This window comes from Aliivibrio sp. SR45-2 (assembly GCF_963890165.1).
In the GTDB taxonomy this organism is placed as follows: Bacteria; Pseudomonadota; Gammaproteobacteria; order Enterobacterales; family Vibrionaceae; genus Aliivibrio; species Aliivibrio salmonicida.
In genome coordinates this window covers 1-18,929 of record NZ_CAWPRC010000216.1, presented here as the reverse complement: position 1 = coordinate 18,929, position 18,929 = coordinate 1, and the positions used below count along the sequence as shown (strand labels likewise).

Genomic DNA, 18,929 nt, shown 5'->3' with positions numbered 1-18,929 from the left:
TGGTAGTCAGTATTGATATAAGGGGAGGCTAGGAGGGGTTGCTAGTGGTTTAGTTTAGAGTTTCGATTCTTTGCTCCTCCTGAATCCTTTAAGCGAAGCGATCTGAACCCTGATCTTACTCCTCATCACTCACAAACGCTTCCAACAAATCATTCAAGAACAATTTTCCATGCTCTGTGATCTGCCAATGCGTTTCTGTTTCTTCTAAATACTTCTTCTCTTTCGCCCAATCCATTATTTCTTGAATAGACTCTAAACCTAACCCGGTTTTATCAATGAAATCTTGTTTAGGACAAGCTTCCAGTAAACGGAAGCGGTTCATAAAGAATTCAAAAGGTCTGTCATGATCCGCAACCTTTTGTTCATCAATCAAGTAAGGTTTCATTAAGTCTAGAAAGCCGCGTGGGTGCTTAATTTTAGTTGTACGAACAATACGGCCATCAGAAAAACTAAGCTTGCCATGAGCACCACAGCCAATCCCTAAGTAATCACCAAAGCGCCAATAGTTTAGATTATGACGACATTGATAACCGACTTTACTGTAGCCTGAAATTTCATATTGAACGTAACCTGCATCGGCAAGGATTTGATGACCTTGTTCAAAAATATCCCATAGGTCATCATCATCAGGCAGAGTAGGGGGCTTGTAGTAAAACACCGTATTTGGTTCGATAGTGAGTTGATACCAAGATAAATGCGGCGGATTAAGTTCAATGGCCTGTTTTAAATCAGACAAAGCATCATCAATACTTTGGTTTGGTAAACCGTGCATTAGGTCGAGATTGAAACTGTTTAACCCTGCTTCATGGGCAAGACGAGCGGCGCGAAGGGCTTCATCCTTACCGTGAATTCGTCCGAGTTTTTCTAACTTCTCTTGTTGAAAGCTTTGCACACCAATAGAAATACGATTAACGCCGGCTTCGCGGTACTCGATGAATCGTCCGGCTTCTACCGTTCCTGGGTTCGCTTCCATGGTGATTTCAATGTCATCAGCAAACGGTAGGCGTTTTTCAACTTCGATCAGTAAACGCTTAATTTCTGGAGCGGTAATTAAACTCGGGGTACCACCACCAATAAAAATAGAATGCAGTTTACGCGGTTCATTTTGCATATTATAACGAGCAAGATCGGTATCAAGATCGTCAATTAACGCTGAAATGTACTGTGCTTCAGGAATTGTTGTTTTTAACGCGTGAGAGTTGAAATCACAATATGGGCACTTTTGAATACACCAAGGAATATGAATGTATAAACTGAGTGGTGGTGGGACTAGCATCAATTATTGACCTTCTTTTAATGCAGCGAACAGTTTTTTCAGTGCTTGACCACGATGAGACAGTTGCTTTTTACGTGCTGGTTCAAGTTCTGCAGAAGAGCAATTGTCTTCACTTACCCAAAAAATAGGATCGTAGCCAAAGCCATTTTCACCTTGTTGCTCCGTGGTAATGTGGCCTTCCCATGAACCGTGACAAATCAATGGCGTAGGATCGTTCTCATGCTTCATTAAGACTAAGACACAATGGAAGCGGGCGGTACGTTTTTCTGTAGGAATACCGTCCATTGCCGCTAGCATTTTATCGATGTTCTTCTGATCAGTTGCGCCTTCACCAGAGTAGCGTGCAGAGTAAACGCCTGGTGCGCCATGTAATGCGTCGACTTCTAAACCGGAATCATCAGCAATTGCAGGTAATCCGGTTTCTTTAGCCGCATGACGCGCTTTGATGATGGCATTTTCAATAAAAGTAGTGCCTGTTTCAGCTACGTCAGAGACGTTGAACTCACTTTGTGCCACAACATCAAATCCAAAGTCAGACAAAATATCTGCCATTTCACGAACTTTACCTTGGTTGCCTGTTGCTAATACGATTTTGCTCATAATGATTCTCTTACTCTTCTACGTAGAACTTTTGATTGAATTTTAATTTGCCAGCGCCTTTGGTATCAGCGGATACATCAATATCAAAGCGAAAGGTTTCTTCGTTTGTTATTGGTAACTCAGCAATATAATAAATGGCATTTTGCTCTTTTATTTCACGGAAAGTCAGAGTCTTAGTTTGGCCTAATAAATTTTTAGCAGTGCCAGATACTTGAGCTGATATCGCCGGTTTTCCGGCTTGTGAAATATCTAAAACACTGATGTTTATTAATGCCGTGTAGCCAGAGCGTTTTAATTGATAAGCGCGAGCCACCTTAGGCGTTAAAAACGTGGAATTAAAAGCGGAATAATGCACTTCAATATTTTTTATCTGTACAAATTGCCCTGCAAAACTGGGTAAACTAAAAAGAAAGAGGGATAAAAGTAACAGCGTTTTTTTCATGTTAATCTCCATAAAGAAAAGCCGAGAATTAACTCGGCTCTAGCAGTATTTGAATGGCATCAGGAATAATTTCAGGAGAGTGAATTCGAACTTGTTTGTGACGATTAAGCTCTCCTTTTTCTACTGTGATTTTACCTTTAGCAACCTTAAATAATTTCGAGAAGTACTTAATCAAATGTGCGTTAGCTTTCCCATCAACGGGAGGAGCGGTAATCGCTACCTTGAGTTCCTCTCCATGTATACCAACGATTTGGTCTCGACTGGCCTTCGGTTGAAGGTAAAGTCTTAAGACCAAATCATCGTTATCGTATTTAATTGGCATTATTGCTTAGATTCCAATATCGATCAGATTACAAGCTATACCAAATCGGGCCAAGTAAATCACCCATTAAGAAGTTAGCAAATTGAAGCACAATGAACAGCACTAATACGCTTAAATCTAACCCGCCCATTTGAGGAAGGATCTTACGAATAGGAGCAAGCATTGGTTCCGTCAATTGGTTCATTACATATTCAATTGGGCTACGGCCTTGGCTAACCCAACTAAGGATGGCTCGAACTAATAAAATCCAGAACAGTAAACCACCAGCGGCTTTTGCAAGAGCAATAAGACCAATGATTAAAAACTCAGGTCCAAAAGTAATTCCGCCTGAAACGACAACTTGCAGAGCAACAAATTTAACAACACACAGAACATAAGCAAACAGAACGGTGGCTAAATCTAAGCTTCCTATTGATGGAATAATACGACGTAAAGGCGAAACAACGGGTTGCGTAGCCTTGATGATAAATTGTGAAAATGGGTTATAGAAATCGGCACGTGCCACTTGTAACCAAATTCGTAGAATCACAACCATTATGTATAAATCAAAAACGGTAGAGATTAAAAAGCTCATTGCATTCATAGTTAGTTAACCTTAAAAATCATTGGTTTTTTTATAGCGTTTTTTAAACAGAGTTGCTTCAAGCAAAGCAGTTTTTAAAACAACGTTTCCATTTCTTCTGCACGAGCTATGGCCGCTTGCATTGCTTTAGCGACGATCTCTTGCAGATGATGTTCATTAAACGTGCGAAGTGCTTCAGCAGTGGTCCCACCTTTTGAGGTCACTTGTTCACGCAGTGTTGATAATGGTGTTTCAGGATTTGCTACGACCATTTCGGCGGCACCGAGTGCGGATTGTTGCACTAACAGACGAGCGGTATCCTCACTAAAGCCCTGTTTAATGGCTTCGGCCTGCATTGCTTCCATAAATAAGAAGAAATACGCAGGTGCGCTTCCTGCTGCTGCAATGACAGAATTAATACCCGATTCTTTTTCAACCCAGCAGACTTCCCCCACGGCTGAAAGTAAATCACTTGCAAAATGTTTGTCTTGTTCGGAAATATGCTCAACGGCAAATAGGCCACTCATGCCTTTACCGACTAATGCTGGCGTATTCGGCATGACTCGAACCAAATTTAATTCGGCAGCGAACATTTCATTTAAGCGTTTAGCTGAAATACCAGCAGCAATCGAAATAACCAGTTTATCAGAGTAATCCACGGATTGGAGTGGCTTTGCTGCGGTCTCCATCATTTGTGGTTTTACAGCAAGAACAATAACGTCAGCCTGTTGAGCTGCGGCAAGGTTATCGGTACTGATGTTAATACCATAGCATTGCTCTAAATTGTTTAGTTTGTCAGTGCTTGGGTTTGTTGCAGTGATATTTTTTTTTGGATAACCACTGCTAATTAAGCCAGCAATGATTGAACGAGTCATGTTTCCCGCACCAATAAAAGCAATGTTACGATGTTCCATTCGTATTCCTATTTTTTATTTTTAAGAGTCGCTTACTGTGTATTATTACTTAATTGGTATAGTTTCTTGCACCAAAAATAGCAGTACCAATACGTACCATCGTAGAGCCTGCTTCAATTGCGGCATCCATATCACCGCTCATGCCCATCGATAAGGTATCAACCTGTGGATATTGTGCTTCTAATTGGTTTTGAATGGAAGCAAGTTGTTTGAATGCAGCTAATTGCTCTTCATAATTAGAGACATTTGCCGGGATAGACATTAATCCTCGAAGTGTTAGGTTTGGCATTGCATGAATAGCCGCGGCCAGTGCCATTACCTCATTAGCCGTGGTGCCTGACTTACTGTCTTCTGAGCTAATATTGACCTGAATTAATATGTTTAGTTCACCTAAATCAGAGGGACGTTGTTCATTTAAACGTTGAGCTATCTTAAGACGATCAATAGAATGCACCCAATCAAAATGTTCGGCAATTGGACGAGTCTTATTCGATTGAATTGGTCCGATAAAATGCCATTCTAATTCGATATTCGAATGATTTTTTTGAAAATAGTGGACTTTATCAACACCTTCTTGAACGTAGTTTTCACCAAAAGAGTGTTGACCCGATTCGATTGCTTGTTCGAGTAACTCGATAGGTTTGGTTTTACTTACCGCCAGTAGTTGCACTGAATCGGGGGATCGACCACATTTTTGAATGCTATTCTCTATCTGAAGAGTGATTTGGTGGATATTTTGCTTAATACTAGTCATAGAAACGATTACCGAGGAAAATTATGGATATCACAGAACTACTGGACTTTAGTGTAAAACAAAACGCATCAGATCTACACCTATCTGCAGGAGTTCCTCCTATGGTACGTGTTGATGGTGAGGTTCGTAAACTCACATTACCTGATTTTACACACGCTGATGTTCATCGCTTAGTGACTGATATCATGAATGATGCTCAACGAAGTGAGTTTGAAGAAAAGTTAGAAGTTGATTTTTCTTTTGAGCTTCCGAGTGTGGGGCGTTTTCGTGTGAATGCGTTTAATCAATCACGAGGTTGTGCCGCTGTCTTTAGAACGATCCCTGTTGAGGTTCCTTCTCTTGAGCAATTAGATGCCCCTGATATTTTTCTTGATATCGCAAAATATCAAAAAGGGTTGGTATTAATTACAGGGCCGACAGGATCGGGTAAATCAACAACATTAGCGGCGATGGTTGATTACGTTAATGAACATCATAATAAGCACATTCTCACGATCGAAGATCCGATTGAGTTTGTTCATAAAAATAAAAAATGTTTGATTAACCAACGTGAAGTTCATCGTGATACTCACAGCTTTAAAGCGGCATTACGATCGGCATTGCGTGAGGATCCTGATGTTATTCTTGTGGGGGAATTGCGAGATCAAGAAACAATCAGTCTTGCATTAACAGCAGCGGAAACCGGACACCTCGTGTTTGCTACGTTACACACCAGTTCTGCGGCAAAAACCATTGACCGTATTATTGATGTATTTCCTGGCAGTGATAAATCAATGGTGCGTTCAATGTTGTCGGAATCATTAAGAGCCGTGGTGGCTCAAACGTTATTAAAACGAATTGGTGGTGGACGAATTGCTTGTCATGAGATAATGATAGCAACCCCTGCAATACGTAACTTAATCCGAGAAGATAAAGTCGCTCAGATGTATTCAATCATTCAGACTGGTTCCGCTTTTGGAATGCAAACCATGGAGCAAAATGCAAAGAAAATTATTGCTCAAGGGTTAGTTGACCCTGATGAAGTTGCAAAGAAAGTTGAAATAACCAGTATGGGTTTTTAATCATGAATTTGGATGATTTATTGAATCAGATGGTGAAGCAGAAAGCCTCTGATATTTATATTACGGTGGATGCACCGTGTTTATTACGTGTTGATGGCGTTTTACAAGCGACAGGGGCAAAGCAAACGGTAGAGTCTGTAACTGCCCTGTTGGCTGAGATGATGAACGATGATCGAGAAAAAGAATTTACTCAAACATTAGAAGCCAATTTTGCCATTGTAAAAGAGAGTGGTCGTTTTCGTGTGAGTGCATTTTGGCAGCGTGAACAACCGGGGGCCGTGATCCGTAGAATTGAAACTAAAATCCCATCCATGGATTCACTGTATTTACCGAGTATCATGAAAGACTTGGCGGTAGCTAAACGAGGATTGGTTCTAGTTGTGGGAGCGACGGGATCTGGAAAATCGACAACAATGGCTGCGATGACTGGGTACCGGAATGATCATAAATCGGGTCATATTTTGACGGTGGAAGATCCGATTGAATTTGTTCATCCACATAATAAATGCATCGTGACTCAACGTGAAGTTGGGCTAGATACAGACAGTTATGAAGTTGCTTTAAAAAATTCATTACGCCAAGCGCCCGATATGATTTTGATTGGTGAAATTCGAACCAGAGAAACGATGAAGTACGCGATGATGTTTGCTGAGACTGGGCATTTGTGTATGGCAACGTTACACGCAAACAATGCAAATCAAGCATTAGAGCGTATTTTACATTTGGTTCCAAAAGAGAATAAAGAGCAATTTTTATTTGATCTCTCAATGAATTTAAAAGGTGTGATTGCTCAACAATTGGTTCCTGATGCTCAGGGAAATGGGCGTCACGGTGTGTTTGAAGTATTACTCAATACTCCTCGAATCGCCGATTTAATTCGTAGAGGTGATCTGCATGAATTAAAAGGGACAATGACACGTTCTCGTGAATCAGGAATGCAGACGTTTGATCAATGCTTATTTGATTTAGTGATTGATGGCAAGATTACAGAAACAGAAGCTCTGCACAGTGCGGATTCTGCAAATGACTTAAGGCTGATGCTGAAGACTAAGCGTGGTGATTCATTTACCACATCAAAATTTGATAATGTGTCGATATCGTTAGATTAAAAGCAGGATTCAGGACGCTTTGTGTTTAGAATTCAGAGGTGTGTGCGGTGAGTGTTACGCTCACAACGAGTACCTCTGAACCCTGCTTTATGTTTTTGGACCTTAGCCCCATTGACTTTCAAACCAACTTTCTAAAATAACAACGGCAGATTGGCAATCGACATTGCCTTTTGATAATGCTTTATAGCCACCGAATTCAAATAAATCAGCGCGAGCTTCTACGGTTGATAAGCGTTCATCGTGCAGTTCAACTTGATTACCAAAACGACCGTGCAGACGGTTAGCAAATTTCTTTGCTTTTGGTGTGATAACGTCTAACTCTTTACCATGAAGATCGGTTGGTAGACCAACAACGATCAAATCAGGTTGCCACTCTTTAATTTGCTTTTCAATATCATCCCAATTAGGGGTGCCATCTTGAGCTTTAAACGCTTTTAATGGACTTGCGGTGCCTGTGATTTCTTGCCCAATGGCTGAGCCAATGCTTTTTGTGCCAAAATCAAATGCCATGATGGTGCGTGAACTCATGCGTGTCCAACCTCGCTGGATATATTTACTGGACTAATGCCTAGCATTTCGATAGCTCTGCGCCAACGATCAGGAATAGGAGTATCAAAAATAACAGAAGAATCTGCTTCTAAGATTAGCCATGTGTTTTCAGATAATTCTTGCTCTAGTTGCCCTGCATCCCAGCCAGAATAGCCAAGAGCGACTAAATATTTATAAGGTTGATCTTCGGTACCTAAGGTTGCCAAAATATCTTTAGACGTCGTAACAGAAAGTTCTTCGGTGACTTCAATACTAGAACTGTAATTGTCTTTTGGATAATGAAGAACAAATCCACGATCATCAGATACTGGACCGCCATTTAGTACCGGTTGAGATAGCGTTTGAGGGAAGATAATAGGGGAAGGATTATCCAGTTTGATTTGGTCAAGCATGCCTTTCAGTGAAATTTGCACTGGTTGGTTTATGCGTAACCCCATTGTACCATCGGAATCGTGCTCACAAATATAGATCACACTCCGTGTAAAAACGGGATCATTCATACTTGGCATAGCAACCAGAAAATGGTTTTTTAAATCCATAATGCCTCCTAAAATCGTATGATAAAAACAGTGGGGGATTTCCCACTGCTTATCTTTAGCTTAGGTGATTTTACTTAAGCTGACTTCTCATTAATGCGACGCTCTATTGCATCCATTAATTTTCCTGTAATTGAGATATCAAAAGCGGCTTCGATCTCTTTAATACACGTAGGACTGGTAACGTTAATTTCGGTTAATTTGTCGCCTATAACATCAAGGCCAACAAAAATAAGTCCTTTTTCTTTTAGGGTCGGAGCAACCGCATTTGCAATGGCCCAATCGGTTTCACTGAGTGGTCTAGCTTCACCGGTACCACCAGCGGCTAAATTACCACGAGTTTCGCCTTTTGCAGGGATACGTGCCAAGCAATAAGGCATTGGTTCACCATCAACTACTAGAATACGTTTATCGCCATTACTAATATCAGGAACAAACGTCTGTGCCATGCAATAGTTTTGTTCGTGGTTAGTGAGTGTTTCGATGATAACCGACACGTTTGGATCGCCTGCTTTCACACGGAAAATTGATGCACCACCCATACCATCAAGCGGCTTAAGAATAATGTCACCGTGTTTTTCGCGGAACGCTTTAATTTTGTCTGATTTACGAGTAACTAGCGTTGTTGGTGTCAGTTCTGGGAACCAAGCGGTAAACAGTTTTTCATTACAATCACGTAAGCTTTGTGGTTTGTTTACAATCAGAGCACCTTGAATTTCAGCACGCTCTAAAATGTAGGTCGCGTAAATGTATTCTGTATCAAACGGAGGATCTTTACGCATTAAGACGGCATCAAGTTCAGCAAGATCAATCGTCTGCTCTGATTTGAATTCGTACCAACCAGTAGGATCTTCTTTTAGTTCAACAACTTTAGTATCGGCAACCGCTTTACCTTGGTCTAGGTGAAGATCGGCCATTTCCATGTAATGGATTTCCCAGCCGCGTTTTTGAGCTTCAAGCATCATGGCAAAGCTAGAGTCTTTTTTAATGTTAATGGATGAAATAGGATCCATTACGATACCGAGTTTGATCATTGTGTTTCTCCAGTTAGCCAAGATCGCCAAAACGAACTTGTAAGGCTGTAATTGCAGTAAGTGCTGCGGTTTCGGTTCTTAAAACCCGAGGACCAAGCAACGTTTCTTCAAATTGATATTGTTCTGTCATGGTAATTTCTTCAGACGACAAACCGCCTTCTGGACCAATCAACAAACGAACATTAGTAACAGGTTCTGGTAGGGTGTTAATCGAATATTTGGCTCTTGGATGAAGGTTTAATTTGAGTCCTTCATATTCTTCAGCACACCATTCTTCTAATGACATAATTGGACGAATTTCAGGAATAGTATTACGTCCACATTGTTCACAAGCGGCGATTGCAATTTTTTGCCATTGTTCGAGTTTCTTCTCAAATCGTTCTTTATTGAGTTTTACGCCACAACGATCTGAAATCAGAGGAGTAATGACATTAACACCGAGTTCTACCGATTTTTGAATGGTGAATTCCATTTTATCACCACGAGAAACAACTTGCCCTAAATGTAAATTCAATGGTGATTCAATACTACGCTCTATGCGTTCATTGATCTCCACTTCAACACTTTTCTTTGATGCAGAGGTAATGGTTGCAGGGAATTCAGCGCCGCTGCCATCAAATAATAATACAGCTTCACCTTCTTTCATTCGCATAACGCGTCCAACGTGGTTGGCTGCATCATCACTTAAATTTACTTTCCCTTGTGATGGAAGGGTTTCAGGATGGTGGATTCTAGGTATTCTCATGGTCTACTTTTCTTTATCTATCTTATGGTTAAGGATGGGGGGTAATACGTGCTTTTTCAACCTCTATTTACGGCATGCTTTATAAACAAATTGATTATGATTGCCTTGGATTTTTGCTATACGCTCATCACGAGTACATTCCCAAGTTGATACTGGATACTGTTTGTTCCATGCTTCCATAAGTTGTCGCTGTGCTTTTGATAAGTTAAATTTATATTCGTTATTCATATAAAGATACGTTCGGGCAATGGCACCACGAGATTGTGCTGGTGGCTCGGCAACACGGCCTTTGAAGTCGACTTTAAAAGCACATTGGCCATAGAAAGCGCCTTTGCTTCCATTCCATTGTGAGAATCGGAAATTGGATCGGTCCCCGTTTACTTCACCAATCGCAGGCACTAGATTATGTAAGTCGGCTTCCATTGATTTGAATTGCTTGTCGTTTCTAGTGCAATTTTTACGACCACCCTTTTGCCAACATTGACGTTGATGACCAAATTGCCATGCTGGAACAACGTGCTCCCACTCAATACGACTGGCTCGTTTTTCTTGTTTACGGACTTGGTATCCGCAGCTTTCTAATTCAGGGATCCCTTTCTTTTTATTTTTCCACGTAATGTCACAGCCACAATAAAAGGAGGTTGGGTAATCAAGATAGATTTTGACGGCTTCTTTTTTTGCTTTTGAGAAAGAAGAAGGAGGTGCTGCCATTACATTAACAGTGAAACTGATAGCAATAAGACTGATAACTAAGCGAATTAATTTCATAAAGTACACTACTGATTATTGTATTAATGCAGTAAGAGTAGCTTATTGTTAAAGCTCTTTATAGATAAATTGAGTAATAGAAGTTAATGATAGTAAAGGCTATTTTTTGACCATCTTTAATGGTGACTGGCATTGTCGACAAAGGTATTGAGTTTCTTTTCGTTGGACTCGGTTGTGGCGACGGACCGTTAATTCATGTGTTGTGCATTTACAGCGATACGGGAAGGTTTTTCCTTTTACTGATTCAACGCTAAAACTGTGTGTAGTTCGGGCTGGTAAATTGAAGACTTGATTCATTATACCTTGCCACTCTTTACCATGTGGTTTTACTCGACCATACAGTTTAAACGTAATTAAATGGGCAATTTCATGAGGGATCACTTCATTCACAAAGGTGTGCTGATTTTCTTCTAAGAGAATAGGGTTAATACGAATTTCCCAACCTTGAAGTCGTGCTGTACCTGCTATTTTTCCACGTTGAATAAAATTAATCGCGGGTAAGGAAAAAGGGCGATTAAAAAAAGTGGATGCCTGTTGAATGCACTGTTGCGCTTTGGCTACGGATGCTTGTTGAAGTGGGGTCATTGAATCTCTTTATCTTGAATATCACATTAACGCTTTTAACTATAAAGAGTATATGGGGCTAGAAAACAAAAAAGGAAGCCGAAGCTTCCTTTTTTAAAGAGTTTTTAAGTCTTGAATTACTTAATACCAGCGAAATCACGAAGGATGTCTGCTTTATCAGTCGCTTCCCAAGGGAATTCTTCACGACCGAAGTGACCGTATGCTGCCGTCTTCTTGTAGATTGGTTGAAGAAGGTTAAGCATTTCTTGTAGGCCATATGGACGTAAGTCAAAGTGCTGACGAACCGATTCAATGATGATGTCGTGAGATACTTTTTCAGTACCAAATGTTTCAATCATGATAGATGTTGGATCAGCTACACCGATAGCGTATGAAAGTTGGATTTCACAACGGTCAGCCATGCCAGCTGCAACGATGTTTTTCGCTACATAACGTGCTGCGTATGCTGCTGAACGGTCAACTTTTGATGGATCTTTACCAGAGAATGCACCGCCACCATGACGAGCTGCGCCGCCGTAAGTATCTACGATGATTTTACGACCAGTAAGACCACAGTCACCCATTGGGCCACCGATAACAAAACGACCTGTTGGGTTAATAAAGAATTTTGTTTCTTTATTTAACCATTCTTGAGGAAGTACTGGCTTGATGATTTCTTCCATTACTGCTTCACGAAGATCCGCAGTCGTTACTGAATCACTGTGTTGAGTTGAAAGTACAACAGCATCAATACCAACAATTTTTCCTTGGTCGTATTGAAAAGTAACTTGAGATTTTGCATCTGGGCGTAGGAAATCCAATTTTCCGCTTTTACGTACTTCTGCTTGTTGTTTAACAAGAAGGTGTGCGTAAGTAATCGGTGCAGGCATTAAAATTGGTGTTTCGTTCGTTGCGTAACCAAACATGATGCCTTGGTCGCCAGCGCCTTGTTCTTTTGGATCTTCTTTATCAACACCTTGGTTGATATCAGGAGATTGCTTACCAATTGTGTTTAATACAGCACAAGAGTTAGCATCAAAGCCCATGTCAGAATGAACATAGCCAATTTCACGAACGGTTTCACGAGTGATTTCTTCGATATCAACCCATGCAGAAGTTGTTACTTCACCACCGACCATAACCATGCCAGTTTTTACGTACGTTTCACAAGCAACACGTGCTTTGGGATCTTGTTCTAAGATCGCATCAAGTACGGCATCTGAAATTTGATCGGCAATTTTATCTGGATGACCTTCTGATACTGATTCAGAGGTAAATAGGTGTTTAGCCATGATGAGCTCCACTTCTATAGGTAATAAATTTTTAGAAAATACCCACAGTATATATAAGTCTATACGTTTAACAGTGTAGGTGTTCTTCCATCTAGACGGCCATAATAGAGAAAATTTGATTAATTACAACTCATTTGGGGTAAGAAAATAAATATAAGACATAACCAATCGTTTGCGTTCTGCAATTGGATTTATCTACAGAAACAAGGTTTTCTGTCAAAATCGTGAAAAAAAGCGCTTTATTTGCTAAGTAAACGTTTGCAGTCACTATTAGGCTTTGCGACAATACGGCGCTGCAAATTTAAGTTAATCCATAAATATGGGTAACTAATCAAGAGTTAACTAGCTCAATAAATATATAGTCCTTCGAATTCTCAGGAGCAGGCATGTCTTCACGTAAACATTTAGCAAATGCAATCCGCGCTTTAAGCATGGACGGTGTACAACAAGCAAATTCTGGTCACCCAGGTGCACCAATGGGCATGGCAGACATCGCTGAAGTATTATGGCGTAGTCACCTAAATCACAACCCACAGAATCCAGAGTGGGCTGATCGCGACCGTTTCATTCTTTCTAACGGCCACGGCTCTATGCTGATTTATTCTCTGCTTCATCTTTCAGGTTATAACCTGTCTATCGAAGACTTAAAGAACTTCCGTCAATTGCATTCTAAAACTCCAGGTCACCCTGAGTACGGCTATGCACCAGGTATTGAAACAACAACGGGTCCATTAGGCCAAGGCATCACTAATGGCGTTGGTATGGCAATGGCTGAAAAAGCATTAGCTGCACAGTTTAACCGTGAAGGCCACGACATCGTTGACCACAATACATACGTATTCATGGGCGATGGCTGTCTAATGGAAGGTATCTCTCACGAAGCATGTTCTTTAGCGGGTACATTAGGTCTTGGTAAGCTTGTTGCTTTCTGGGATGACAACGGTATCTCTATCGATGGCGAAGTGGAAGGTTGGTTCTCTGACGATACTCCCAAGCGTTTTGAAGCGTACGGTTGGCATGTAATTCCTGCGGTTGATGGTCACGATGCTGACGCAATCAATGCGGCGATTGAAGCGGCAAAAGCAGAAACAGGTCGTCCTACGTTGATCTGTACTAAAACAGTGATTGGCTTTGGTTCTCCAAACAAGCAAGGCACACACGACTGTCATGGTGCTCCACTAGGTGCTGATGAAATTGCAGCAACTAAGAAAGCATTAGGTTGGGAGTTCGGCGCATTTGAAATTCCAACAGACGTCGCTGTTGAGTGGGATGCAAAAGAAGCTGGTGCAGCAAAAGAAGCGTCTTGGGATGCTAAATTTGATGCCTACGCTGCTGCACACCCTGAACTCGCTGCTGAATATAAGCGTCGTGTCAACGGTGGTTTACCTGCTGAGTGGGAAGAAAAAACATCTGCAATCATTGCTGATCTTCAAGCTAATCCTGCAAACATCGCATCACGTAAAGCATCGCAAAATGCACTAGAAGCGTTTGGTGCAATGTTACCTGAATTCATGGGCGGCTCTGCTGACCTTGCACCGTCTAACTTGACGATGTGGTCTGGCTCTAAATCATTAACCGCTGATGATTTCTCTGGTAACTACATTCACTACGGTGTACGTGAATTTGCGATGACAGCAATCATGAACGGTATCGCTCTGCACGGTGGTTTCGTACCCTATGGCGCAACGTTCCTAATGTTCATGGAATACGCGCGTAACGCAATGCGTATGGCTGCACTGATGAAAATTCAGAACATCCAAGTGTACACACACGATTCAATCGGTCTAGGTGAAGATGGTCCAACTCACCAACCTGTTGAGCAAATTGCTTCACTGCGTTTAACTCCGAACATGAGCACATGGCGTCCATGTGACCAAGTTGAATCTGCAGTTGCTTGGAAACTTGCGATTGAACGTCGTGATGGTCCTACGGCTCTGATCTTCTCTCGTCAAAACCTTGCACAACAAGATCGTGATGCAGAGCAAGTCGCTAATATCGCAAAGGGTGGTTACATCCTGAAAGATTGTGAAGGTCAACCTGAACTTATCTTTATCGCTACTGGTTCAGAAGTTGAACTTGCAGTTGAAGCTGCGGCTCAACTTACAGCGGAAGGGAAAGCGGTACGTGTTGTATCAATGCCAGCAACAGATGCATTTGATAAGCAAGATGAAGCCTACCGTGAATCAGTACTTCCATCAGCAGTAACAAAACGTGTTGCTATTGAAGCGGGTATTGCTGACTTTTGGTATAAGTATGTTGGTTTCGGTGGCAAGATCATCGGTATGACAACGTTTGGTGAATCAGCGCCTGCTGCTGAGCTATTCAAAATGTTTGGTTTCACTACTGAAAATGCAGTGAAAACAGCAAAAGAGCTTTTAGCTTAATCAAGAGTTATTCGCTTAATAAAAGCGAGTGATTGAATAAAAAGCGAAGTTATCGAAAGGTGGCTTCGCTTTTTTGATCCTTTAAGAAAAAAGTGAAAAGAGTACAATAGACGACAAATAAATCTGAGTGAATGGAATTATGTTAAGAGTGGCGATAAATGGATTTGGTCGAATTGGTCGTAGTGTATTACGTGCTTTGTATGAAAGTGGTAAGCGTGATCAAATTGAAATCGTGGCTGTGAATGAATTATCACAACCAGAAGGAATGGCGCACCTTCTTCAATACGATTCAACTCATGGACGTTTTCTGCATAAAGTCACCCATGATCAAGAATATCTTTATATCGATTTACCTAATGGCTCTCAAGATCGAATTCGTATTGTGCATCAAGCCGATATTTCTCTTTTGCCATGGCAATCATTGCAAGTAGATTTAGTGCTGGATTGCACTGGTGTTTATGGATCTAAAGCGGATGGCGAGAGGCACATTGATGCGGGTGCTAAAAAGGTTTTATTTTCACACCCAGGAAGCGCAGACTTAGATAACACTATCATTTACGGTGTTAATCATGACACATTGCTTCCTGGGCATAGAGTTGTCTCTAATGGGTCTTGTACTACTAACTGTATTATCCCAGTGATTAAGGCGATTGATGATGCTTTTGGTATTGAGTCTGGCACGATTACGACGATTCACTCTGCGATGAATGATCAACCCGTGATTGATGCGTATCATACTGATTTACGTCGAACTCGAGCAGCAAGCCAGTCTATAATTCCAGTAGATACAAAACTGCATAAAGGTATTGAACGAATTTTTCCGAAATTTTCCAACAAATTTGAGGCTATTTCTGTGCGAGTACCGACGGTAAACGTCACTGCGATGGATTTAAGTGTAACAATTAATACAAATGTGAAAGTTAATGACATAAATCAAACCATTGTTAATGCATCTCAGTGTACATTACATAACATTGTTGATTATACTGAAGCGCCACTTGTTTCTATCGACTTTAATCATGATCCCCATAGCGCGATTGTCGATGGTTCACAAACAAGAGTTAGTAACGGGCATTTAGTTAAAATGCTGGTTTGGTGTGATAACGAATGGGGCTTCGCTAATCGGATGCTAGATACCGCATTAGTAATGAAAAAATAAAAGCATCAATCAAATAATTTGTGATGGAAAGAGAAAAAAGATTAATTTTCACCTTGAAAAAAGTGAACTCCATCCCTATTTATTGAATAATGCAGTAAGAATTTAATCGGTTTGGCAATGATGCCGAGCTTGAAAGCTTTTTATTATTTAATTGAGAGGACACAACATGTCTGTAATCAAGATGACTGACCTGGAACTTGCAGGTAAACGCGTATTTATCCGTGCTGACCTAAACGTACCAGTAAAAGATGGCAAAGTAACTTCTGATGCACGTATTCTTGCATCTCTACCAACGATTAAGCTTTGCTTAGAAGCTGGCGCAAAAGTAATGGTTACTTCTCACCTTGGTCGTCCAACGGAAGGCGAATACAACGAAGAGTTCTCTCTAGCTCCTGTAGTTAACTACTTAAATGACGCACTAGATTGTGACGTTAAACTAGCTAAAGATTACCTAGATGGTCTTGAATTAAATGCTGGTGAGCTAGTTGTTCTTGAAAACGTTCGCTTTAACAAAGGCGAGAAGAAGAACGAAGAAGCGCTTTCTAAGAAATACGCAGCACTATGTGACATCTTCGTAATGGATGCATTTGGTACCGCTCACCGTGCTCAAGCGTCAACTCACGGTGTTGGCATGAACGCTCCTGTAGCGTGTGCTGGTCCTCTTCTAGCTGCTGAACTTGAAGCACTAGGCAAAGCAATGGACAATCCTGCTCGTCCACTTGTTGCAATCGTTGGTGGTTCTAAAGTATCAACTAAGCTAACGGTTCTTGAGTCTTTATCTAAAATTGCTGACCAACTTGTTGTTGGTGGTGGTATCGCGAACACATTCATCGCAGCTCAAGGTCACAACGTAGGTAAGTCTTTATACGAAGCTGACCTAGTTGAAACGGCTAAAAAACTGATGGTAGAGTGTGCAATCCCTGTTGCTACTGATGTTGCGTGTGCAAAAGCATTTGATGAAAACGCTGAAGCTGAAATCAAAAACGTTGCAGACGTTCAAGACGACGACATGATCTTCGACCTTGGTCCTGATTCAACAGCGGTTCTAGCTGACATCATTAAGAATGCAAAAACAATTCTTTGGAATGGCCCAGTTGGCGTATTTGAATTCAAAAACTTTGAAGCAGGTACTGCTGGTATTTCTAAAGCAATCGCTGATTCTGAAGGTTTCTCTGTTGCGGGTGGCGGTGATACGCTAGCGGCTATCGATAAGTTCGGAATCAAAGCTGACGTTTCTTACATTTCTACAGGTGGCGGTGCATTCCTTGAGTTCGTTGAAGGTAAAGTACTTCCTGCAGTAGCAATGCTTGAAGAGCGTGCTAAAGCGTAATTATTTAAAGGGCGGGAATTGAACATTCCCGCTTTTTACGTTTGTTGCCACTAATGTTTATTGATACAATAGAAAAAGTTGTGAGCAAACGTTTGCAAAAATTTGAACGTAAGTTTTTTAATTTTAAAACGATAGAATAAATAGGACTACTTCCATGTCTAAGATCTTCGATTTTGTAAAACCTGGTGTTATTTCTGGCGACGACGTACAGAAAGTATTTGCAGTAGCAAAAGAAAACAAATTTGCTCTTCCTGCGGTAAACGTAGTGAATACTGATACTATCAATGCTGTTCTTGAAGCTGCTTCTAAAGCTAAAGCACCAGTTGTTGTTCAGTTCTCTAATGGCGGTGCTGGTTTCTTCGCTGGTAAAGGCGTTAAACTTGAAGGCCAAGGTGCACAAATCCTTGGTGCTGTAGCGGGTGCAAAATACGTTCACGCAGTTGCTGAATCTTACGGTGTTCCAGTTATTCTTCATACTGACCATGCTGCTAAGAAACTTCTTCCATGGATCGACGGACTACTAGACGCTGGTGAAGTATTCTTCGCTGAAACTGGTAAGCCTTTATTCTCTTCACACATGCTAGACCTTTCTGAAGAGTCTCTAGAAGAGAACATCGAAACTTGTGCTAAGTACCTAGAGCGCATGGCTAAAATGAACATGACAATCGAGATTGAACTTGGTTGTACTGGTGGTGAAGAAGACGGCGTTGATAACTCTGATATGGACGCATCTGAGCTTTACACTTCTCCTGAAGATGTTGCATACGCATACGAGAAACTAACGGCTATCAGCCCACGTTTCACTATCGCTGCATCTTTCGGTAACGTACACGGTGTTTACCAAGCAGGTAATGTTGTTCTTACTCCTACTATCCTACGTGATTCTCAAGCTTACTGTGCTGAGAAATTCGGTATCGCATCTGATGCACTTAACTTCGTATTCCACGGTGGTTCTGGTTCTTCTGAAGCAGAAATCCAAGAATCTATCGGTTACGGCGTTATCAAAATGAACATCGATACTGATACTCAGTGGGCTTCATGGGATGGCGTTCGTGCATACGAAGCTGAAAACCGTGATTTCCTACAAGGTCAAATCGGTAACCCAACTGGCGAATCTGCGCCTAACAAGAAGTACTACGATCCACGCGTTTGGTTACGTGCAGGTCAAGCTTCTATGGTTACGCGTCTTGAAAAAGCATTTGCTGACCTTAACGCAATCGACGTACTATAATTTTTATTATAGACCGCTCGAATTGAGTTAATAAAAACCCGCTGATTAGCGGGTTTTTTTATGTTTGTAAAAAAGGGACTAGAGGCGAGGATTTAGGAACAAGTCTTTAGCTCTGACTTTTACCCGAAGCGTTCTTGTTCTTAGTACCTAAGTGACTTCCAATAAAAAAGCAGCCTGTAAAAATACAGGCTGCTTTTATTGTATCTAGAGCGTAATGCTTTAGTTAACGGGGTTTATGTAATTACTTTTTCTTCTTCTTTTTCTTTGGTGCATTTTTCTTTGCTAACACCGCTTTTT

20 protein-coding genes are annotated in these 18,929 nt (G+C 41.1%); 6 read left to right on the top strand and 14 right to left on the bottom strand.

Going from position 1 to position 18,929, the window contains the following annotated elements:
• Nucleotides 1–115: 115 nt before the first annotated feature.
• From hemW to AACV33_RS20280, 7 genes are all read right to left on the bottom strand, one after another.
• A complete protein-coding gene (gene hemW / locus AACV33_RS20310) occupies nucleotides 116–1,276 on the bottom strand; it encodes a radical SAM family heme chaperone HemW (RefSeq protein WP_182699583.1) in 1,161 nt (386 codons plus the stop codon).
• Nucleotides 1,277–1,279: 3 nt separating this feature from the next.
• The gene (locus AACV33_RS20305; RefSeq protein WP_182699582.1) at nucleotides 1,280–1,876 is read right to left on the bottom strand and encodes an XTP/dITP diphosphatase; all 597 of its coding nucleotides are present in this window, start codon (nucleotides 1,874–1,876) and stop codon (nucleotides 1,280–1,282) included.
• A gap of 10 nt (nucleotides 1,877–1,886) precedes the next feature.
• Complete coding sequence (locus tag AACV33_RS20300; protein WP_182699581.1) at nucleotides 1,887–2,318, bottom strand: DUF4426 domain-containing protein; 432 nt, start codon at nucleotides 2,316–2,318, stop codon at nucleotides 1,887–1,889.
• A 28-nt stretch (nucleotides 2,319–2,346) separates the two neighbouring features.
• A complete protein-coding gene (gene yggU / locus AACV33_RS20295) occupies nucleotides 2,347–2,640 on the bottom strand; it encodes a DUF167 family protein YggU (RefSeq protein WP_026025546.1) in 294 nt (97 codons plus the stop codon).
• Nucleotides 2,641–2,668: 28 nt separating this feature from the next.
• Nucleotides 2,669–3,223: a YggT family protein gene (locus AACV33_RS20290; RefSeq protein WP_012549350.1), complete on the bottom strand. Its 555-nt coding sequence runs from the start codon at nucleotides 3,221–3,223 to the stop codon at nucleotides 2,669–2,671.
• 74 nt (nucleotides 3,224–3,297) lie between these two features.
• On the bottom strand, nucleotides 3,298–4,116 hold the full coding sequence (proC, locus tag AACV33_RS20285; protein ID WP_182699580.1) for a pyrroline-5-carboxylate reductase: 819 nt from the start codon (nucleotides 4,114–4,116) through the stop codon (nucleotides 3,298–3,300).
• A gap of 49 nt (nucleotides 4,117–4,165) precedes the next feature.
• Nucleotides 4,166–4,870 (bottom strand): YggS family pyridoxal phosphate-dependent enzyme, encoded by a 705-nt coding sequence (locus AACV33_RS20280; protein WP_182699579.1) that lies wholly within the window; start codon nucleotides 4,868–4,870, stop codon nucleotides 4,166–4,168.
• Nucleotides 4,871–4,893: 23 nt separating this feature from the next.
• On the opposite strand from AACV33_RS20280, the gene AACV33_RS20275 reads away from it, so the two are divergent.
• Together AACV33_RS20275 and AACV33_RS20270 are read left to right on the top strand one after the other, a co-directional pair.
• Nucleotides 4,894–5,931, top strand: coding sequence for a type IV pilus twitching motility protein PilT (locus AACV33_RS20275; RefSeq protein WP_017022756.1), 1,038 nt, complete (start codon nucleotides 4,894–4,896; stop codon nucleotides 5,929–5,931).
• Nucleotides 5,932–5,933: 2 nt separating this feature from the next.
• Nucleotides 5,934–7,040, top strand: a complete 1,107-nt coding sequence (locus AACV33_RS20270; RefSeq protein ID WP_012549354.1) for a PilT/PilU family type 4a pilus ATPase — start codon at nucleotides 5,934–5,936, stop codon at nucleotides 7,038–7,040.
• A 102-nt stretch (nucleotides 7,041–7,142) separates the two neighbouring features.
• On the opposite strand, the gene ruvX is transcribed toward AACV33_RS20270, so the two are convergent.
• The 7 genes from ruvX to metK form a co-directional block, all read right to left on the bottom strand.
• Nucleotides 7,143–7,568 (bottom strand): Holliday junction resolvase RuvX, encoded by a 426-nt coding sequence (gene ruvX / locus AACV33_RS20265; RefSeq protein ID WP_012549355.1) that lies wholly within the window; start codon nucleotides 7,566–7,568, stop codon nucleotides 7,143–7,145.
• Entirely contained in the window at nucleotides 7,565–8,128 is a 564-nt protein-coding gene (locus AACV33_RS20260; protein ID WP_065611634.1) for a YqgE/AlgH family protein, read from the bottom strand. Before AACV33_RS20260 ends, ruvX begins: the two co-directional genes overlap by 4 nt.
• 74 nt (nucleotides 8,129–8,202) lie before the next feature.
• Entirely contained in the window at nucleotides 8,203–9,159 is a 957-nt protein-coding gene (gene gshB / locus AACV33_RS20255) for a glutathione synthase (RefSeq protein WP_023604091.1), read from the bottom strand.
• A gap of 13 nt (nucleotides 9,160–9,172) precedes the next feature.
• Nucleotides 9,173–9,904, bottom strand: a complete 732-nt coding sequence (gene rsmE, locus AACV33_RS20250; RefSeq protein ID WP_023604092.1) for a 16S rRNA (uracil(1498)-N(3))-methyltransferase — start codon at nucleotides 9,902–9,904, stop codon at nucleotides 9,173–9,175.
• A 63-nt stretch (nucleotides 9,905–9,967) separates the two neighbouring features.
• Nucleotides 9,968–10,672, bottom strand: a complete 705-nt coding sequence (locus AACV33_RS20245; protein ID WP_023604093.1) for an endonuclease — start codon at nucleotides 10,670–10,672, stop codon at nucleotides 9,968–9,970.
• A 99-nt stretch (nucleotides 10,673–10,771) separates the two neighbouring features.
• The gene (locus AACV33_RS20240) at nucleotides 10,772–11,257 is read right to left on the bottom strand and encodes a SprT family zinc-dependent metalloprotease (RefSeq protein ID WP_023604094.1); all 486 of its coding nucleotides are present in this window, start codon (nucleotides 11,255–11,257) and stop codon (nucleotides 10,772–10,774) included.
• Between the two features lie 116 nt (nucleotides 11,258–11,373).
• Complete coding sequence (gene metK, locus AACV33_RS20235) at nucleotides 11,374–12,528, bottom strand: methionine adenosyltransferase (protein ID WP_017022762.1); 1,155 nt, start codon at nucleotides 12,526–12,528, stop codon at nucleotides 11,374–11,376.
• Between the two features lie 386 nt (nucleotides 12,529–12,914).
• Here metK and tkt point away from each other — a divergent pair, with 386 nt between their 5' ends.
• The 4 genes from tkt to fbaA all read left to right on the top strand — a co-directional run bounded on the left by tkt (nucleotide 12,915) and on the right by fbaA (nucleotide 18,632).
• Nucleotides 12,915–14,912 carry a transketolase gene (tkt, locus tag AACV33_RS20230; protein WP_182699578.1) on the top strand — a complete coding sequence of 666 codons (1,998 nt, stop codon included), beginning with the start codon at nucleotides 12,915–12,917 and terminating at the stop codon, nucleotides 14,910–14,912.
• 139 nt (nucleotides 14,913–15,051) lie between these two features.
• Complete coding sequence (epd, locus tag AACV33_RS20225; protein ID WP_182699606.1) at nucleotides 15,052–16,071, top strand: erythrose-4-phosphate dehydrogenase; 1,020 nt, start codon at nucleotides 15,052–15,054, stop codon at nucleotides 16,069–16,071.
• A gap of 166 nt (nucleotides 16,072–16,237) precedes the next feature.
• Complete coding sequence (locus AACV33_RS20220) at nucleotides 16,238–17,401, top strand: phosphoglycerate kinase (RefSeq protein ID WP_017020416.1); 1,164 nt, start codon at nucleotides 16,238–16,240, stop codon at nucleotides 17,399–17,401.
• A gap of 154 nt (nucleotides 17,402–17,555) precedes the next feature.
• On the top strand, nucleotides 17,556–18,632 hold the full coding sequence (gene fbaA, locus AACV33_RS20215; RefSeq protein ID WP_012549366.1) for a class II fructose-bisphosphate aldolase: 1,077 nt from the start codon (nucleotides 17,556–17,558) through the stop codon (nucleotides 18,630–18,632).
• Nucleotides 18,633–18,929 lie beyond the last annotated feature (297 nt).

Excerpts from the sequence above, each read along its gene's own strand:
- AACV33_RS20275 (WP_017022756.1), top strand. The coding sequence starts at position 4,894 with ATGGATATCACAGAACTACTGGACTTTAGTGTAAAACAAAACGCATCA.
- fbaA (WP_012549366.1), top strand. The coding sequence starts at position 17,556 with ATGTCTAAGATCTTCGATTTTGTAAAACCTGGTGTTATTTCTGGCGAC.
- AACV33_RS20260 (WP_065611634.1), bottom strand. The coding sequence starts at position 8,128 with ATGGATTTAAAAAACCATTTTCTGGTTGCTATGCCAAGTATGAATGAT.
- proC (WP_182699580.1), bottom strand. The coding sequence starts at position 4,116 with ATGGAACATCGTAACATTGCTTTTATTGGTGCGGGAAACATGACTCGT.
- tkt (WP_182699578.1), top strand. The coding sequence starts at position 12,915 with ATGTCTTCACGTAAACATTTAGCAAATGCAATCCGCGCTTTAAGCATG.
- rsmE (WP_023604092.1), bottom strand. The coding sequence starts at position 9,904 with ATGAGAATACCTAGAATCCACCATCCTGAAACCCTTCCATCACAAGGG.
- hemW (WP_182699583.1), bottom strand. The coding sequence starts at position 1,276 with ATGCTAGTCCCACCACCACTCAGTTTATACATTCATATTCCTTGGTGT.
- yggU (WP_026025546.1), bottom strand. The coding sequence starts at position 2,640 with ATGCCAATTAAATACGATAACGATGATTTGGTCTTAAGACTTTACCTT.
- metK (WP_017022762.1), bottom strand. The coding sequence starts at position 12,528 with ATGGCTAAACACCTATTTACCTCTGAATCAGTATCAGAAGGTCATCCA.
- AACV33_RS20280 (WP_182699579.1), bottom strand. The coding sequence starts at position 4,870 with ATGACTAGTATTAAGCAAAATATCCACCAAATCACTCTTCAGATAGAG.
- AACV33_RS20300 (WP_182699581.1), bottom strand. The coding sequence starts at position 2,318 with ATGAAAAAAACGCTGTTACTTTTATCCCTCTTTCTTTTTAGTTTACCC.
- ruvX (WP_012549355.1), bottom strand. The coding sequence starts at position 7,568 with ATGAGTTCACGCACCATCATGGCATTTGATTTTGGCACAAAAAGCATT.
- AACV33_RS20290 (WP_012549350.1), bottom strand. The coding sequence starts at position 3,223 with ATGAATGCAATGAGCTTTTTAATCTCTACCGTTTTTGATTTATACATA.
- AACV33_RS20220 (WP_017020416.1), top strand. The coding sequence starts at position 16,238 with ATGTCTGTAATCAAGATGACTGACCTGGAACTTGCAGGTAAACGCGTA.
- AACV33_RS20270 (WP_012549354.1), top strand. The coding sequence starts at position 5,934 with ATGAATTTGGATGATTTATTGAATCAGATGGTGAAGCAGAAAGCCTCT.
- epd (WP_182699606.1), top strand. The coding sequence starts at position 15,052 with ATGTTAAGAGTGGCGATAAATGGATTTGGTCGAATTGGTCGTAGTGTA.
- AACV33_RS20305 (WP_182699582.1), bottom strand. The coding sequence starts at position 1,876 with ATGAGCAAAATCGTATTAGCAACAGGCAACCAAGGTAAAGTTCGTGAA.
- AACV33_RS20240 (WP_023604094.1), bottom strand. The coding sequence starts at position 11,257 with ATGACCCCACTTCAACAAGCATCCGTAGCCAAAGCGCAACAGTGCATT.
- AACV33_RS20245 (WP_023604093.1), bottom strand. The coding sequence starts at position 10,672 with ATGAAATTAATTCGCTTAGTTATCAGTCTTATTGCTATCAGTTTCACT.
- gshB (WP_023604091.1), bottom strand. The coding sequence starts at position 9,159 with ATGATCAAACTCGGTATCGTAATGGATCCTATTTCATCCATTAACATT.